The 15,380-nt window shown below is 48.9% G+C and carries 19 protein-coding genes; 17 read left to right on the forward strand and 2 right to left on the reverse strand.

Annotated features, from left to right (window positions below):
* Window positions 1-12: 12 nt before the first annotated feature.
* From JQX58_RS09260 to JQX58_RS09290, 7 genes are all read left to right on the forward strand, one after another.
* Window positions 13-1,083 carry a protein-glutamate methylesterase/protein-glutamine glutaminase gene (locus tag JQX58_RS09260; protein ID WP_204146547.1) on the forward strand — a complete coding sequence of 357 codons (1,071 nt, stop codon included), beginning with the start codon at window positions 13-15 and terminating at the stop codon, window positions 1,081-1,083.
* Entirely contained in the window at window positions 1,083-1,820 is a 738-nt protein-coding gene (locus tag JQX58_RS09265; protein WP_204146548.1) for a flagellar motor protein, read from the forward strand. Before JQX58_RS09260 ends, JQX58_RS09265 begins: the two co-directional genes overlap by 1 nt.
* Entirely contained in the window at window positions 1,813-2,637 is an 825-nt protein-coding gene (locus JQX58_RS09270; protein WP_204146549.1) for a flagellar motor protein MotB, read from the forward strand. Before JQX58_RS09265 ends, JQX58_RS09270 begins: the two co-directional genes overlap by 8 nt.
* A 71-nt stretch (window positions 2,638-2,708) precedes the next feature.
* Window positions 2,709-3,482, forward strand: coding sequence for an AAA family ATPase (locus JQX58_RS09275; protein WP_204146550.1), 774 nt, complete (start codon window positions 2,709-2,711; stop codon window positions 3,480-3,482).
* A 6-nt stretch (window positions 3,483-3,488) separates the two neighbouring features.
* A complete protein-coding gene (locus JQX58_RS09280) occupies window positions 3,489-4,538 on the forward strand; it encodes a chemotaxis protein CheW (RefSeq protein ID WP_204146551.1) in 1,050 nt (349 codons plus the stop codon).
* An 18-nt stretch (window positions 4,539-4,556) separates the two neighbouring features.
* Window positions 4,557-5,048 carry a chemotaxis protein CheW gene (locus JQX58_RS09285; protein ID WP_204146552.1) on the forward strand — a complete coding sequence of 164 codons (492 nt, stop codon included), beginning with the start codon at window positions 4,557-4,559 and terminating at the stop codon, window positions 5,046-5,048.
* 27 nt (window positions 5,049-5,075) lie between these two features.
* Entirely contained in the window at window positions 5,076-5,492 is a 417-nt protein-coding gene (locus tag JQX58_RS09290; RefSeq protein ID WP_204146553.1) for a DUF2802 domain-containing protein, read from the forward strand.
* Between the two features lies 1 nt (window position 5,493).
* On the opposite strand, the gene JQX58_RS09295 is transcribed toward JQX58_RS09290, so the two are convergent.
* Both JQX58_RS09295 and fliK read right to left on the reverse strand, forming a co-directional pair.
* Window positions 5,494-5,763: an EscU/YscU/HrcU family type III secretion system export apparatus switch protein gene (locus JQX58_RS09295; protein WP_204146554.1), complete on the reverse strand. Its 270-nt coding sequence runs from the start codon at window positions 5,761-5,763 to the stop codon at window positions 5,494-5,496.
* A 2-nt stretch (window positions 5,764-5,765) separates the two neighbouring features.
* Window positions 5,766-7,490, reverse strand: coding sequence for a flagellar hook-length control protein FliK (gene fliK / locus JQX58_RS09300; protein ID WP_204146555.1), 1,725 nt, complete (start codon window positions 7,488-7,490; stop codon window positions 5,766-5,768).
* Window positions 7,491-7,595: 105 nt separating this feature from the next.
* Between fliK and ccmA the strand changes: the two genes are divergently transcribed.
* The 10 genes from ccmA to zipA all read left to right on the forward strand — a co-directional run bounded on the left by ccmA (window position 7,596) and on the right by zipA (window position 15,345).
* Entirely contained in the window at window positions 7,596-8,213 is a 618-nt protein-coding gene (gene ccmA, locus JQX58_RS09305) for a cytochrome c biogenesis heme-transporting ATPase CcmA (protein WP_204146556.1), read from the forward strand.
* The gene (gene ccmB / locus JQX58_RS09310) at window positions 8,210-8,872 is read left to right on the forward strand and encodes a heme exporter protein CcmB (RefSeq protein ID WP_204146557.1); all 663 of its coding nucleotides are present in this window, start codon (window positions 8,210-8,212) and stop codon (window positions 8,870-8,872) included. The genes ccmA and ccmB overlap by 4 nt, the downstream gene beginning before the upstream one ends.
* A complete protein-coding gene (locus JQX58_RS09315) occupies window positions 8,872-9,618 on the forward strand; it encodes a heme ABC transporter permease (RefSeq protein WP_204146558.1) in 747 nt (248 codons plus the stop codon). The genes ccmB and JQX58_RS09315 overlap by 1 nt, the downstream gene beginning before the upstream one ends.
* Window positions 9,608-9,784 carry a heme exporter protein CcmD gene (ccmD, locus tag JQX58_RS09320; protein WP_204146559.1) on the forward strand — a complete coding sequence of 59 codons (177 nt, stop codon included), beginning with the start codon at window positions 9,608-9,610 and terminating at the stop codon, window positions 9,782-9,784. The genes JQX58_RS09315 and ccmD overlap by 11 nt, the downstream gene beginning before the upstream one ends.
* Window positions 9,785-10,228: a cytochrome c maturation protein CcmE gene (gene ccmE / locus JQX58_RS09325; RefSeq protein WP_204146560.1), complete on the forward strand. Its 444-nt coding sequence runs from the start codon at window positions 9,785-9,787 to the stop codon at window positions 10,226-10,228.
* A gap of 12 nt (window positions 10,229-10,240) precedes the next feature.
* Complete coding sequence (locus JQX58_RS09330; RefSeq protein ID WP_204146676.1) at window positions 10,241-12,178, forward strand: heme lyase CcmF/NrfE family subunit; 1,938 nt, start codon at window positions 10,241-10,243, stop codon at window positions 12,176-12,178.
* 1 nt (window position 12,179) lies between these two features.
* The gene (locus JQX58_RS09335) at window positions 12,180-12,689 is read left to right on the forward strand and encodes a DsbE family thiol:disulfide interchange protein (protein WP_204146561.1); all 510 of its coding nucleotides are present in this window, start codon (window positions 12,180-12,182) and stop codon (window positions 12,687-12,689) included.
* A complete protein-coding gene (locus tag JQX58_RS09340; protein ID WP_204146562.1) occupies window positions 12,686-13,090 on the forward strand; it encodes a cytochrome c-type biogenesis protein in 405 nt (134 codons plus the stop codon). The genes JQX58_RS09335 and JQX58_RS09340 overlap by 4 nt, the downstream gene beginning before the upstream one ends.
* A gap of 2 nt (window positions 13,091-13,092) precedes the next feature.
* Complete coding sequence (locus tag JQX58_RS09345) at window positions 13,093-14,268, forward strand: c-type cytochrome biogenesis protein CcmI/CycH (protein ID WP_204146563.1); 1,176 nt, start codon at window positions 13,093-13,095, stop codon at window positions 14,266-14,268.
* A 66-nt stretch (window positions 14,269-14,334) separates the two neighbouring features.
* On the forward strand, window positions 14,335-15,345 hold the full coding sequence (zipA, locus tag JQX58_RS09350) for a cell division protein ZipA (RefSeq protein WP_204146564.1): 1,011 nt from the start codon (window positions 14,335-14,337) through the stop codon (window positions 15,343-15,345).
* The last annotated feature ends 35 nt before the right edge of the window (window positions 15,346-15,380 follow it).

Consider the following 15,380-nt stretch of genomic DNA (forward strand, 5'->3'; position numbering starts at 1 on the left):
AGGAGCTGTATTATGCCAGTGAAGGTGCTGGTAGTTGATGATTCTGGTTTTTTCCGACGTCGACTCGTAGAAATTTTTAATGCCGACCCTCGTTTGGAGGTTGTCGGCACTGCGAATAATGGCAAAGAAGCAGTGGAGAAAGTTCAATCGTTGTCACCTGATGTGGTGACGATGGACTATGAAATGCCAGTACTTGATGGCATCGCCGCTGTATCTGAGATCATGAAGCGTAAGCCGACTCCAGTGTTAATGTTCTCTTCTTTAACCCATGAAGGCGCTCGAGTCACGCTAGATGCACTAGAAGCCGGCGCGGTCGACTTCATGCCAAAGAACTTTGAGGACATTTCGCGTGACTCAGCAGTCGTTAAACATGCTTTAGTCGAGCGTGTATTAACGGTTTCAAGGACGCGTGTTGGTGGGAGTACGAAACCTGCTGCTCGTGAAGTGCATAAAGTCGCGCCGAAGCCTATCGTCATGGATCATGATCGTGGTGTGATCATTCCGCGCGCACGTAAAAAAGTGAGTTTAGTGGCTATTGGTACTTCTACCGGTGGTCCTATGGCACTACAAGCGGTCCTGACAAAGCTCCCTAAAAACTTCCCAACGCCCTTAGTATTAGTGCAGCACATGCCGGCTGCTTTTACCCATGCTTTTGCTGATCGCTTAAACAACATTTGCCAAATTAAAGTGAAGGAAGCCGAAGATGGTGACAAATTACAACCGGGGGTCGCATTACTGGCCCCTGGTGGTAAGCAAATGATGGTTGACCCGCGTAACGGTGGCTGTGTACGAATTTTGGAAGGTGACGAGCGCTTAAACTATAAGCCATCTGTGGATGTAACGTTTGGTTCAGCCTCAAAATGCTATCCAGGTAAGGTGTTGTCAGTGGTCATGACGGGGATGGGAGCAGATGGTCGTGAAGGCGCGCGTATGCTGAAAAACTCAGGCTCTAAAGTTTGGGTCCAAAGTGAAGACTCTTGTGTTATTTATGGCATGCCGCAAGCGGTAGAAAAAGCCAACTTAGCCGACGATATCATTCATCTAGATCATATTGGTGAGCGAATCGTTAAAGAGGTCTCTTAGTGGATTTACTCACGCTAGGTGGTTTAATTGTTGCGTTTTCATCAGTTTTCCTCGCCAATTGGCTTGGTGGGGGAGAGATGATCCTGCTGTTTAATTTACCTTCTGCCATTATTGTAATAGTCGGAAGTTTAGGAGCAGCACTGGCACAAAGCAGTGTGCGTGAAGCGTTGGCGGCTCTTAGTGTGCTTAAGTGGGCGCTGTTTCCGCCACGTTTTGACCTTGATGGTGCCCGCCAAACCATCGTGAGCTTGTCACACAAATCTCGCCGTCTTTCGATTATTGCCTTAGAGAATGATATAAATGCTTTGCGCAATGACTTTGCCACGCGGGCGCTGCAGATGGCCATTGATGGCACAGAGCCCGACATATTAGCAGACCGTTTGCACGATGAAGCAGAGCGTATACGTGCTCGTCGCAGTCGTTGTATCAGCTTTTTAGAAGCCATTGGTGGTTATGCACCGACTCTGGGTATTATGGGCTCAGTACTCGGTTTGATTCAGGCGATGGCTAATTTAGATAGCCCTGAAGCGTTAGGTCATGGGATCGCCGTCGCCTTCGTCTCCACGCTTTATGGGCAAGGCTTCGCTAACCTTGTAGTATTTCCTATCTGTACCAAACTAAGCCGTTACGCGGACCAAGAATTGCTTAATAATCAAATGTTTATTGATGGCATTCACGGCATCGCAATCGGTAAGCATCCGCAACGCTTAGATCTGGAGCTTGGCGGTTATGAGTGACGAAGAATCCACTCGCCGCCCTCGTCGCCGTGCGCGGCAATCCTACAAAAATGAAGAGCTTAAGCGGGATCGTTGGATCTTATCTTATGCAGACTTCATTACTTTGCTATTCGCCTTTTTTGTAGCCTTGTATTCATTATCGCTAAAAGAGGCTGGCGATGAAAAAGTGTTAGCTGAAACGCTAAATGGCGTGTTTGATGCCGTACAAAAATCCATAAAACCTATTAATATTGGCGAGCCAACAGCCGGTCAACCAGACAGTGAGCGCTTACTTGAGGTGGCGCCCGATGAGCCAACTGAGTTCGAGAACCCGCCAGGTGAAGTAGAAGGTCGCAGTCCTTTATTTGAAGTACTGAACCAATCCATTACCTCACAGTTCCCAACCTTAGAGAGAGATGGCCAGTTGACCATTACTGAGGACGCTGAGTGGGTAACATTGGATATGAAGGCTGCTCTTGTGTTTGGTCAAGGGGATTACGAATTGACCAATGAAGCCGTGGCGTTGATGATTGTGATTGCCAATATTTTACGTAGTTATCCGGCGCCGATTATGGTGCTTGGAAACACCGATGATATGCCGATTAATTCCAATCGCATGCCATCTAATTGGCATCTATCGAGTATGCGTGCGGCGGCGGTAGCAGAGGAATTAGTGTACCGCGGAATTGATCCTAAGTTACTCGCACCTATCGGTTTTTCCAGCGAAAATCCGCAAGTTCGTAACACCAATGACTACGCCAGAGCTCAGAACCGTCGGGTCACCTTGAAAATCAGCAAACGGATGGCTGATAACCTCTACGATTACTTGTTTCAGTAGTGGGTTAATGTATATGATGGTGAAGCATTAATTTTGTAAATTTCTTGCAGGAACAGCAAAAAGGGGACGATGTGCACATTTGGGCGGTGGCAAATCAAAAAGGTGGTGTGGGGAAAACCACGACCGTGGTCAGTCTTTCTGGTCTATTAGCAGACGCCGGCCATCGGGTATTGATGATTGATCTAGATCCACATGGATCACTGACAAGTTATTTTCGTTTCGATCCAGACTCGATTGAGCACAGCGCCTACGATCTGTTCCAAGTAAATGGCAAGATTCCAGCCGATTTACCTCCGACACTGATTCTTGAGACAGGCCACCCCAACCTATCCTTAATGCCCGCTTCAACTGCATTGGCAACACTTGAGCGTCATGCTCAAGCTCAAGGCGGTATGGGGTTAGTGGTGTCAAAAACCTTGGCTATTTTATGGGACGATTACGATTATGTATTGATTGATAGCCCACCTGTTTTAGGTGTGTTGATGATTAATGCTTTAGCAGCCTGTCAGCAGTTGGTGATTCCTGTGCAAACAGAATTCCTTGCTATCAAAGGCTTAGAACGCATGATTCGTACCTTGACCATGATTAATCGCGCCCGCAAACGACCTGTGCCCTACACCATAGTGCCGACCTTGTACGACCGCCGTACCCAAGCGTCGAACAAAAGTTTACGCAGTTTAAAAGATTTATATGAAGACGCCGTTTGGCATTCTGTGATACCTGTAGATACCAAATTACGAGACGCAAGTACGGCTGGCGTAGCGCCTTCGGCACTGGATGCCAATGCACGTGGTGTCAAAGCCTATGCCAGTTTGATGGATACCCTACTGAATCCATCCGGTTAGAATGTGATGAAAGAAACTAAGACAAAACACGCCTCGCTTAATTCGCCGCAACAGGCTTTGCAGAGCTACTTGGACGACTTATTGCAGGAGTCGACATTCCAGGAAGAGGACAATAACGAGCCCGCCTCGCAACAGAGCGAGAGTGAGGCTTTAACGCCTGACTTTGAGAGTAAGAGCGATGTTATTGAGCAGGCTAATGCCGAATTAGAAGCCACAGCAGAAACGGTCGAAGCTGGCGATGAGTACGATTACGATGCCCTCGATGCCTCGTTTGTTGACTTCGAAAGTGCGATCCAAACGTTGCAGCAAGAGGCGCCGAGCTCAAGCACCATGACAGAAGAAATTCAGTCGTGGGAAATCGACACAGAGGTTGACTTGGTACAACAGGCTACTGAGAGTTTTAATGAGCCAGAGCCAGAGCCAGAGCCAGAGCCAGAGCCAGAGCCAGAGCCAGAGCCAGAGCCAGAGCCAGAGCCAGAGCCAGAGCCAGAGCCAGAGCCAGAGCCAGAGCCAGAGCCAGAGCCAGAGCCAGAACCAGAACCAGAACTTGAAGCCAAACCTTATATCGCTAAAACAGAGCCTTTGCCTTGGGCCAAAAGCCGTTTTGAGTGCTTATTGTTTTATGTGGGCGGGCTTAAGATCGCTGTGCCATTAGTAGAGCTGGGCGGGATTTATCAAGCCGATGCCGAGAAGTTGACGCCTATTTTTGGTCAACCCAAATGGTTTATGGGCGTGGCCAATGTTGGTGAGCACAATATTCGTACTGTGGACACAGCGCGTTGGGTCATGCCGAATCATTACGATGGTGAGCTTAAAGAACACTTCAAGTTTGTTATCCAATTGGACCGTTCCGATTGGGGATTAGCCTGTGAAAAAGTGGCCGAGGCAATATCCTTAGAGCCTTCACAAGTGAAGTGGCGTACCGATCGCAGTCGCCGGCCTTGGTTGGCCGGTACAGTAATTGACCATATGTGCGCTATATTAGATGTACAGGGATTTATCGAGCTGCTAGAAGATCCTGAAAACGGTTTTCGTAAGCATTTAAAAGAATCATAAGCTTGTTTGGAGGTCATGATGTCGACCAGTCATGCAATAACAGAAGTAAAACAAACAGATGATCCACTATTGCAGTGGGTGACTTTTCGCCTAGAAAATGAAATCTATGGCGTCAACGTTATGCAGGTGAAAGAGGTGTTACGCTACTCGGAGATCGCACCAGTACCGGGCGCGCCTTCCTTTGTATTGGGTATTATTCACTTGCGCGGTACGGTAGTGACCGTGATTGATACCTGTCAACGCTTTGATCTGCAGTCTGGCGAAGTCAATGATGACACGCGTATTATGATCCTTGAGGTGGATGGGCATGTAATCGGTATTTTGGTGGATGCAGTGTCAGAAGTCGTGTATCTGCGCCAGTCTGAAATCGAAGCGTCACCGAATGTTGGTAATGACGAATCATCTAAATTTATCCAAGGTGTATGCCACAAAAATGATACTTTGTTGATTCTGGTAGATTTAGATAAAATGCTGTCTGAAGATGAGTGGAACGAGATCGCTTCACTTTAATACCGATCAGACCTTAGAAGGCGTTTAATGGAATCTCAATGGATTTTCAATTTATTACTGGTGCTGCAATTTTTGATGATTGTGGCATTGGTTGTTTGGGTGTTACGCCTTTCTAAAAAGCTTAAGCGGACGGAGCAAGTGTTCCATGAGGCTGAGCAAGCACAAAAGAAGCAAGTTCAGGTGTTGGCCTCTGGCTCCATCGGCATGGGACGGCGCCTCGTTGCGATTGAAAAACGCTTGAATATGGCAGTTGAACGACAGTCAGAGCTGATTTCAAAAGAAGGTAGCAGTGTGTCTTACAATCGCGCGATTGAACTGCTTGAAATGGGCGCTTCGGTAGACGATTTGGTCTCTAAGTGTGGTTTGATTCGCGCTGAAGCCGAGTTGATTAGCTTACTTAAGAAAGAGTCTCGTCGCCCAAATTCCAGCCAACCTTACCAGTAGGTTAAGGTTCTTTAGTGTAGAGGTCATTGTTTTTCAGCGAGTGAGAGAAGGCAATGATTTCTGCAACGGCGAGATAGAGCGTTTCGGGGATTTCATCACCGATTTCTAGGGTCGCCAGCACTTCTACTAGTTCCGGGCTTTTGTGCAGCAGCACATCATGCTCTTGAGCCACTTCCATAATACGCTCCGCCAGTAATCCCGATCCCTTAGCCGTGACCGTCGGCGCACTTTGAAAATCATATTTTAACGCAATCGCTTTTTGTTGTTTCATGTTCAAGTCCTAATATCAATCAATCGTTTGGGCGGTTGATCTGAGTGCTCATGCGATGAGGAAGTTGGGTCTTTTAGCTTGGCCCGAAAGCAGTCGAGCGTTTCTATGCTCACATCTTTGTTACGTAAATTGCTGCGCAGTTCGTCAAGGCGTTGGCGAATCATGGCCTCGGTCGCGGCTTCCTCGACGGCGAACACAATGCCGACTTTTTGTCCTTGAATGCTGGTCCGCGCCTCAAAGCGTCCGGTTTCTTCAAAATCAAACTTTAGCTGCACCAGCCAGCGACGCTGGTGGGGTTCGGTGTCCGATGACTGGCTATGATCTTTGTCTATTTTGACATTGACGACTGAGCTTGCGCGGCCATCCTTGATGGGAATTTCCATACTCAATGGCAACAAGGTGCCATCTTGTTGTGCTTGGGCATTTTCCACTAAGTGACGTACTTGTCCTGTCGTGATGCGCTCTATAGCGCCAGACACTAGATTAAATGTGTTGGCTTGGGTGGCTGGGATGGGTTGTGGGTTGGGCTGTTTTGCCACATCGGCTACGGCATTTTCTAAACGCGATAAGTTGAGCTTTAAATCTGTGTTTAAATGCGTGCGTTGCGCAAGATTGGCCTCACTAAATAGCCCTGAGCTTTGTAGCGCTTGCTTTATCCCTTCCGAGGATTGCGTGACACTTTGCAGATTCGGTAGCTGTCGCACTAGTTGCTCTAGGGCTTGGCTGACTTTTTCAGGCAGTGCGCTACCTGCTTGGGTCATTTGATTGAGCTGACGGATCATACCGACAAATTCTTGTGCAGTGATTTGTTTGGGCAGTGCTTGCTTTAACCCTTCGCTTAAGGTGACCTCAGTACTTGAAGGGCGCTGGCTAGGGTAAAGTTGTAGCTGATTGTTTTTATCAACAAACACATTAACGGTATCACCTGCCTTAAGCGGGTGCTGCGTATTGAGGGTAAATTGCTGCTTGCCGTCACTGACCAGTGCACTATAGCCATTGGCTTGAGCTGAGCTAGAAGGGCTTGATGTCGCTGTATTGTTGGCTGAGTTTATTTGTGTCGCGCTAGGGGCGCTTTGCACTGGTGATGATGTGGTCGACATCGCGGTACTAGCAACCGCAGTGCTGGTAGTAGGCGTGGCGGAGGTGGCTGCTTGACTCGGTGCGTTGGAGCTGATGACTGTTAGCGTGATCGGGCGGCTGGCAATCGTGACATCGGCTAGGACTTTGGCATTTGTGGAGACATTGGTGTTATTAGGGCTAGCGCTTGGGCGAGACGCTGACGCTTGGTAAGCAGTCATGTTAGTATCCGCTGCCTTAGTCGTCGTGCTGGTTTGGTTGTTTTGGTGCGCTGCTGGCGAACTTTGTAAAGGATTGCTAGTCGAACCTTGCGCTACAGTAGGACGGGCGTTGTTGCTTGTGAGCGTTAGGCTAGCACTTTGGTTGCGGGCGACGGTTAATGTAGCGTTATCGCCTGCACGTATATTGGCATCGGGTTTGGGATTAACGAGTGTGAACTGTTGTTGATCGTTGCGCTGAATGCCAATCAATTGGTTAGCGCCTTGTGCACTTTGCGCGTTCTGCACGGAAGTGATTTTGACGGGGTGCATGCCTTCGATAAACTTAAGTTCGCTACTGAGTTTAGACAGCGCGCCAAGATTAGAGGTCGTTGAGGTCGTGAGCGACCCTTTAGCCTGGCCAGAAACTAGCGAATTTATGTCCGTGATCATGCTTTCACCACCCTTTCTTTCAGAAAAGCTAGAAATATATTTTATAATAGTTGCCAATTTAGAGCGCTGCTCTGATGTTGTTAACGGCCAGTATGGGAAATTCTTTTGCAAAAGTCAGTCAACTTGCAGGTGAATCAGCTTTACCTTGAACGCGGCGATCGTGATCTCTGCCAGGATTTAACGTTTAGTGTCACCAGTGGTGAACTGGTACGCGTTGCGGGTGAGAATGGCGCAGGCAAAAGTTCGTTAATGAAGGCGTTGTTGGGTTGGCTACCCATAGAGTCAGGCCAAATTGAATATAAGGGCGAAGATGTGACGGTGCACCGTGATGTGTTGTTGGCCGATCAGCTTTATCTGGGGCATACGCCGGGTATTAAGACGGTACTGACGCCACTGGAAAATCTGCGATTGTATTGCCCAGAAGCTAGCTTGCAAGCATTGGAGCAGGCGCTGGAGCACGTTCAGCTTGGGCCCTATGCAGATATTCCCGCCGCACAATTATCAGCAGGGCAGAAGCGCCGCGTAGCGTTAGCTAGATTGTGGCTAACAGACAAGCCGCTGTGGTTGTTAGATGAGCCCTTTACGGCGCTCGATCACGCCGGTGTCCTAGCATTAGAAGCGCACATCAAAACCCATTTAGATTCAGGTGGTGCCGTGATGTTGACCACGCATCAAACGTTGCTCACTCTTTCTGCGAAAACAGTGGAGTTAGCCGCCGCGTGAACTATACCTCTTTTTTTAAAGCCGAGTGGCTGTCGTTATTGCGCCGTAAACAAGACACCTTAAATGCGTTGTTGTTTTTTGTCATGGTGATCACGTTATTCCCTTTAGGTGTTGATCCCAGTTCCGAGTTTTTAGCCCCAGCAGCGGGCGGCATTATTTGGTGTGCGACGGCCTTGTCAGTGCTGATGGCAGTGGAAGGATTATTTAAGGAAGACTTTAACGACGGCTCTCTTGAACAGTGGCTAGCCAGTGGTTTGTCTGTAAGTGTATTGGTGTTGCTCAAAGTATTAGCGCAGTGGTTGATGGTGATGGTGCCGTTATTGCTGGCGTTACCCGTACTGGCACAGATGCTGTTTTTGCCATGGTCTTCGTTGCTGACAGTGATGGGCTCATTGTTATTGGGGACACCAGCGTTATTTCTGATCGGGGCGATCGGCGCTGCTTTAACGGTGTCTTTGCGCCGTGGTGCGGTGCTGATGTTGTTGCTTATCTTACCGCTCTACATTCCGGTCATTATTTTTGCTACAGGGGCTATTCGAGCAGCACAGCTGCAGATGAGTGTCAGTGGCCAGTTGGCGATTTTAGCCGCGATGTCTATCGTCGCGTTGGCGTTGGCGCCAGTGATGACAGCGATTTCAATTAAGGCGAGTGTGAACTGATGAATTGGACATGGTTTCATAAACTTGGCTCTCCAAAATGGTTTTATCAATGGGCGAGCAAATGGGCCGGTAAATTGGTCTGGATAGGATTGTTACTGCTGCTGATAGGAGTGGTCTGGGGGTTGGCTTTTGCGCCTGCGGATTACCAGCAGGGCAATAGCTTTCGTATCATTTACATCCATGTGCCCGTCGCTATGTTGGCACAAAGCTGCTACTTGGCGATGGGGATAGCTGGTTTTGTGGCGCTTGTCTGGCAAATGAAGCTGGCGCCAGTGTTTATCAAGTCAGTCGCAGTGGTTGGCGCTGTGATGGCGTTTATCGCGCTGCTGTCAGGTGCCATTTGGGGCAAACCTACGTGGGGCACATGGTGGGTATGGGATGCACGCTTAACCTCGGTATTGGTGTTGTTTTTACTCTACATGGGCGTGATAGCCATCCAAAATGCGCTTGATGATCAGGTGTTTGCCGATAAGGCGGTGGCCGTCGTGAGTTTGGTGGGCGTCATTAATTTACCCATCATTAAATATTCGGTTGAGTGGTGGAATACTTTGCACCAGCCAGCGACGTTTAGGCTGACCGAAAAACCGTCCATGCCGATGGAAATGTGGTTGCCCTTATTATTTTCAGCGCTTGGGCTTTATCTATTCAGTGCTGGGATTGCTATGTGGCGCATGCAAACGGAAGTGCTAAAACGTGAGCGTAAGGCTAACTGGGTGAAGCAGGAGGTAATGTCAGATGGCATTTGAATCGTTGACTGACTTTTTGCAAATGGGAACGCACGGGGTTTATGTGTGGTCTACCTATGGCATCAGCCTTTTGGTGCTGGCTGGACTCGGTATTGGCACGCTAAAGGCTCGTGCAGAGCTTAAAAAGCAATTAAAAAAACGTTATCAAAGGGAGCAGAGTCGTTAAATGCATCCAGTCCGAAAAAAACGCATGATCACCATCGGCGTCATATTAGTTTTGCTTTCTGCAGCCATTGGTTTGGTGATGTTTGCGCTGTCACAAAATATCAATTTGTTTTACTCGCCGACTCAGATTGCAAAGGGTGAAGCCCCTCAGCAAGTGACGATCCGAGCGGGCGGTATGGTTGTCGACGGCAGTGTTGAGCGCCAGTCCGAAACCTTAGATGTAGCGTTTGCTGTGACCGATTATCAGCACCAACTGCGCATCGAGTATCGCGGTATTTTGCCGGATCTATTTCGTGAAGGTCAGGGCATCGTCGCGCAAGGCAAGCTTGACCAACGCGGTGTGCTGATCGCCAGTGAAGTACTGGCCAAGCATGATGAAGAGTATATGCCGCCAGAAGTGACCGAAGCGCTTGAGCAATCCAAGCAAGCCAGTGCTCAACCATAAGGATAAGTTATGATGTTTCCCGAGATTGGGCATTTTGCGTTAATGCTGGCACTGATGTTTGCGCTAGCATTGGCAGTGGTGCCGCTGTTAGGCTACGTCCGCCACAATGCGATTTTGCTGGCCAGTGCCAAGCCACTGACCTATGTAATGACGGCTTTGACCGGGCTAAGCTTTGTTATTTTGGCGGTGGCCTTTGCACAGGATGATTTCTCCGTGCTGTATGTTAGTCAGCACTCCAATAGTTTGCTGCCGATCTGGTACAAGCTCAGTGCCGTTTGGGGCGGCCACGAGGGTTCGTTACTGCTTTGGGTAACGATTTTAGTGGCCTGGGCGAGTGCGGTCGCTTACAAAAGTGACTCGTTACCAAATAGTACTGGGCCAGTAGTGTTGGGTGTGTTGGGGATCGTTGCGACTGGATTTCTATCCTTTATTCTCTTTACCTCTTCGCCTTTTATCCGAGTGCTTCCTGATCAGCCAATGGATGGGGTTGATTTAAACCCGCTACTACAAGATATCGGCTTGATCGTGCATCCGCCGATGCTTTACATGGGCTATGTGGGCTTTTCGGTGGCCTTTGCCTTTGCTATTGCTGCGTTAATCACTGGGAATTTGAATGCGTCTTGGGCGCGCTGGGCACGACCATGGACCAATGTGTCATGGGCGTTTTTAACCCTTGGTATTGCGCTAGGTAGCTGGTGGGCGTATTACGAACTAGGCTGGGGCGGCTGGTGGTTTTGGGACCCAGTTGAAAATGCTTCCTTGATGCCTTGGTTGGCGGGTACGGCTTTGGTTCATTCTCTAGCCGTGACTGAAAAGCGGGGTGTGTTCAAGAGCTGGACCGTATTACTGGCGATTTTCACCTTTAGCCTATCCCTGCTTGGGACCTTTCTAGTGCGTTCTGGGGTGTTGACCTCGGTGCATGCGTTTGCCGCAGATCCGACCCGCGGGGTGTTTATCCTCGCTTTGTTGGTCATCATCATCGGTAGCAGCTTGTTGCTCTATGCCGTACGGGCGCAAGCGGTTAAATCCAGCGCCAGTTTTGGTTTAAGCGGCCGTGAGTCTTGGCTGCTGATCAACAATATCTTATTAACCGTACTGACCTTAACGGTGCTGTTGGGTACGTTATATCCGCTTATTTTTGATGCCTTTGGCTTGGGTAAAATTTCGGTCGGGGCGCCGTATTTTAATGCGGTGTTTGGTCCGATTGCGTTATTGCTGATTGTGTTTATGGGTATTGGCCCAGTGGCTAAGTGGCATCGCACTCAAGGTAAGTTGCTGTGGCGCAAAGCCTGGCTGTCAGCACTGCTGAGTGTGGTGTTGGCGGCGCTAGTGTTTACCTTCCACGAGTTTGATGCCTTGATGTGGGCCAGCTTCGCCATTGCCTTGTGGCTGGTGTTGATGTGTGTGCGTGATTACTGGGATAAAGTTCGTACCGCGCGCCAATCAATGTGGCAACGGGCGCGTCAGTTGCCACGCAGTTACTATGGTATGCAGTTGGCTCATATTGGTGTCGCGGTGACCTTGATCGGTGTGATTTTTGTTAGCATGAACAGCACCGAAACCATTGTGCGCATGGCGCCTGGTGATCGGGTGAATGTCGGCAATTATGAGTTTGAGTTCACTGGTACGCGCCACGTTGAAGGCCCAAATTACAGTGCTGATATGGCCGTGATCAATGTGTATCAAGCGGATCAATTAGTCACGCAGATGTTGCCACAAAAGCGTCTTTATAAGGCGCGCCAACAAATGATGACAGAGGCCGCGTTGCACCCAGGTTTTACCCGTGATCTGTATGTCTCCTTAGGTGAGCCGTTGGCAGACGATGCTTGGGGCGTGCGTATTTATATCAAATCCTTTGTGCGTTGGATTTGGCTGGGTGCCATTCTGATGACTATTGGTGGGTTGGTCGCTGCATGGGACAAACGCTACCGCCGTAAAACAGGAGCATAAAATGAAAAAGTTGTTTTTCTTCATTCCGTTAGTGATTTTTTTAGCCTTAGGTGCTGTGTTTTATCAGCAGCTTGGCAAAGACGCTGAGTACATGCCATCAGCATTGATTGGACAATCTGTGCCTGAGTTTCAGTTAATTGATCTGGCCACTGATAGTGTGGTTGGTAACGAGGCGCTACCCAATGAGCCTTACCTAATGAATTTTTGGGCGACATGGTGTCCTTCTTGTGCGGCTGAACATGCGTATTTAGGTGAGCTTGCCGAGCAAGGCGTGACGATTGTTGGTATTGATTATAAAGATGATACGCCCGCTGCACGTGAGTGGTTGGCTGAGCGCGGTAATCCTTACTCATTGGTGTTAACCGACGAAATGGGGCACTTTGGTGTGGATATGGGGATTACCGGTGCGCCAGAGACTTTCGTTATCAGTGGTGAAGGTGAAGTCTTGTACCGCCACCAAGGTGTGGTGAATGCTGAAGTTTGGCAAACACTGAAAGGATACATGCAATGAAGGCCTGGTTAATGGCGTGTTTTGTGTGTCTGGCCAGTGGTTTGCTGCACGCCGAAGAAGTGGTGCAGTTTGCCTCACCAGAGCGTGCTGAGCGCTACAACACGCTGATCGAAGAACTGCGTTGCCCCAAGTGTCAAAACCAGAATTTAGAAGACTCTAATGCGGGCATTGCGGTGGATTTAAGGCAGCAAGTTTACAGCATGATTCAAGCAGGTCAGAGCGATGAGCAGATCATCGATTATATGGTCGCTCGATATGGCGAATTTGTACTGTATCGCCCGGTGCAAAAGCCGAGTACGGCTATTTTATGGTATGGACCATTTGCTTTGTTATTGGTTGGTGCTCTGATTTTTATTGGCGTAACCGTTAATAATCGCCGTAAAGCCCGCAAAGGAGTGTAAACATGATGATGGCTTGGTTGGTGATGGCTGCAATAGCGGTACTGAGTGTGCTGTATGTGATGCGCGCTTTGTTCGGCGCGGCCAATCGCCCGATTAAGGAGCGTGACAGTGAACGCTTTATTGCCTTACGTGAGCAAGAGGTTGCAGAAGAGCTTCAAGCTGGTCGGCTGACTCAAGACGAAGCCAATCAGCTACGTGATGACTTGGCGCTGGAAGCTCAATACATCGATAAGCAACAGTTTTACCTGATCAAAGATTTAAACGTAACGCGTTGGGTATTATCGGCGATGGTGGCTGTGGTGTTGGTCGGTGCTTTGGCCTTATACCAGCAGCTAGGATTTTCTAAAGAGGTAGCGTTTACCGAGAAGATGCTAGAGCGCAGTGCGACTGAGCAGGATATCTCTGAGTTTTTAGCGTATCGCGTAGCGCGTTATGACCGAGCTGAGGATTGGTATTACCTTGCCAGCGAGCAGGTGCTTGCCGAGGATTACGCTGACGCGGTTGAGTCGTATCAGCAGGTATTACAAAAGTTAGATACCGACTCCCCAGATTACATCAATGTACAGGTAGAGTTAGCCCAAGCGATGTTTTATAACCATGACAATACCGTGTCAGAGCCGATGCGTGAGTTAGTGACGCAAGCCCTGCAAAGTAATCCCAATCATGTCAAAGCATTGGGGTTGATGGGCATTGTACAATTTGATGCAAAGCGCTACAAAGAAGCGATCTTAGCATGGCAAAAAGCGATTCGTCTGGGGAATGACCCTCAAGCCAGAAACGATTTATTGTCAGGAATTACGGCAGCACGTAAACAAGGCGCAATTTCTGAGGAAGAGGTTCCGGCGCTGATCAGTCATCGGGTACAGTTAAGTCTTACGCTGACGCAAGGGCAGCTAGCAGCGGATGATGTGTTTTTGGTCTATGCGACTGCAAACGGCCAAACAATGCCTGTTGCGATTCAGCGTATAAGCAGTGCTGAGTTCGGTGCGCCGCTGGTGTTAACAAATCTGGATAATTTAATGCCAGGCAAGTCACTCGCAGAGGTTGAGGAAGTGGATATCGTGGTCAAACACGCGAAACAGACCAGCCAAGATCTGAGCCAGGGACAAATTGTTGGTTATTTATCGCCCGTACCGTCCAATAGTGACAAGATTTTTAACGTCAAGGTCGCCTTGTAATTGAAACAATCTTCGCTTCGACTGATAATACGGGCAAATGTATTGATCTAAAGCGGATTTATAATAATGGATTTTAGCTTGCGTGAGTGGCTAATTGTAATTGGCGTCATCATCATTGTCGCCATTTTAATCGACGGCTACCGTCGTTATCGTAAACCCCAACTTGGGAGTTCCTACGATGATGACTATGTCGATCCTGATGAGGCCAAGAAAGAGGCCATCATTCGTCATGAGTTGCCTAATGGTGGCGCGCGCCCAGTCGCGCCTCGTGCCGCCTCGGCCGACCCAGTTCAGAGTGCGTTTGAAAACGCACGCATGACAGCCCGTGGCCCGTTGACGGAAATGCCACATAAAGTCGATGCTGGCCCGCAAATGGACCGTACTGATAAATTTGAGCTGGATGAGCTTGCCTCGCTTGTGCCTGAGCGTGATAAAAGTGCCGCCGCGGCTTCAGCAGAGCAGGATTACGCGGATGTGCTGTACGAAGGCTATGCGCAGCAGGAGCTTGAAGCGACCTTAGAAGATGAGCTTGAGCCGGTGCAAGACTTTGAGCGTGATTACTCTAATGTCGATCTGGCTCAGTCAGATATCACCGCCATTGAAGAGCCGGTTGAAGAAGACGAAGAAGAAGCTGAAATCGAAGAAGTCATTGTTATCAATGTATTTGCGCCCAAAGACAGTGCGTTTGCGGGGATGGAGTTGCTGCAGTTAGTACTAAACTGTGGCATGCGTTATGGCGAAATGGATATTTTTCATCGTCATGAAGACGGCTTTGATAAAGGCAAAATCCAATTTTCCATGGCCAATGCGATTGAACCAGGCACATTTGATTTAGATACCATGGGTGAATCAGAGTGCCCAGGTGTGAGCTTCTTTATGGGCTTACCTGGCCCTAAAAATAGCATGAAGGCGTTTGATTTCATGCTAGAGACGGCCCAGGCGTTGGTGCGTAATCTAGGTGGTGAGTTACGTGATGAACGTCGCGCGCCCATGAGTGAGCAAACCATCGCTCATTGTCGCCAGCGCATTCGTGATTTCGAACGCCGACAACTGGCCAAGAAAAAGCGTCCTTCTTAATTTTTTATAAAAGGCCCTTCGGGGCCTTTTGTTAT

It is taken from the genome of Marinomonas ostreistagni (assembly GCF_016888445.1).
Classification (GTDB): Bacteria; Pseudomonadota; Gammaproteobacteria; order Pseudomonadales; family Marinomonadaceae; genus Marinomonas; species Marinomonas ostreistagni.

Bases quoted from the DNA above. Each gene is read 5' to 3' on its own strand.
- JQX58_RS09315 (WP_204146558.1), top strand. From the start codon at position 8,872: ATGAATTGGACATGGTTTCATAAACTTGGCTCTCCAAAATGGTTTTAT.
- ccmE (WP_204146560.1), top strand. From the start codon at position 9,785: ATGCATCCAGTCCGAAAAAAACGCATGATCACCATCGGCGTCATATTA.
- JQX58_RS09345 (WP_204146563.1), top strand. From the start codon at position 13,093: ATGATGATGGCTTGGTTGGTGATGGCTGCAATAGCGGTACTGAGTGTG.
- JQX58_RS09285 (WP_204146552.1), top strand. From the start codon at position 4,557: ATGTCGACCAGTCATGCAATAACAGAAGTAAAACAAACAGATGATCCA.
- zipA (WP_204146564.1), top strand. From the start codon at position 14,335: ATGGATTTTAGCTTGCGTGAGTGGCTAATTGTAATTGGCGTCATCATC.
- JQX58_RS09260 (WP_204146547.1), top strand. From the start codon at position 13: ATGCCAGTGAAGGTGCTGGTAGTTGATGATTCTGGTTTTTTCCGACGT.
- JQX58_RS09330 (WP_204146676.1), top strand. From the start codon at position 10,241: ATGTTTCCCGAGATTGGGCATTTTGCGTTAATGCTGGCACTGATGTTT.
- fliK (WP_204146555.1), bottom strand. From the start codon at position 7,490: ATGATCACGGACATAAATTCGCTAGTTTCTGGCCAGGCTAAAGGGTCG.
- JQX58_RS09295 (WP_204146554.1), bottom strand. From the start codon at position 5,763: ATGAAACAACAAAAAGCGATTGCGTTAAAATATGATTTTCAAAGTGCG.
- ccmD (WP_204146559.1), top strand. From the start codon at position 9,608: ATGGCATTTGAATCGTTGACTGACTTTTTGCAAATGGGAACGCACGGG.
- JQX58_RS09270 (WP_204146549.1), top strand. From the start codon at position 1,813: ATGAGTGACGAAGAATCCACTCGCCGCCCTCGTCGCCGTGCGCGGCAA.
- JQX58_RS09280 (WP_204146551.1), top strand. From the start codon at position 3,489: ATGAAAGAAACTAAGACAAAACACGCCTCGCTTAATTCGCCGCAACAG.
- JQX58_RS09340 (WP_204146562.1), top strand. From the start codon at position 12,686: ATGAAGGCCTGGTTAATGGCGTGTTTTGTGTGTCTGGCCAGTGGTTTG.
- JQX58_RS09290 (WP_204146553.1), top strand. From the start codon at position 5,076: ATGGAATCTCAATGGATTTTCAATTTATTACTGGTGCTGCAATTTTTG.
- JQX58_RS09335 (WP_204146561.1), top strand. From the start codon at position 12,180: ATGAAAAAGTTGTTTTTCTTCATTCCGTTAGTGATTTTTTTAGCCTTA.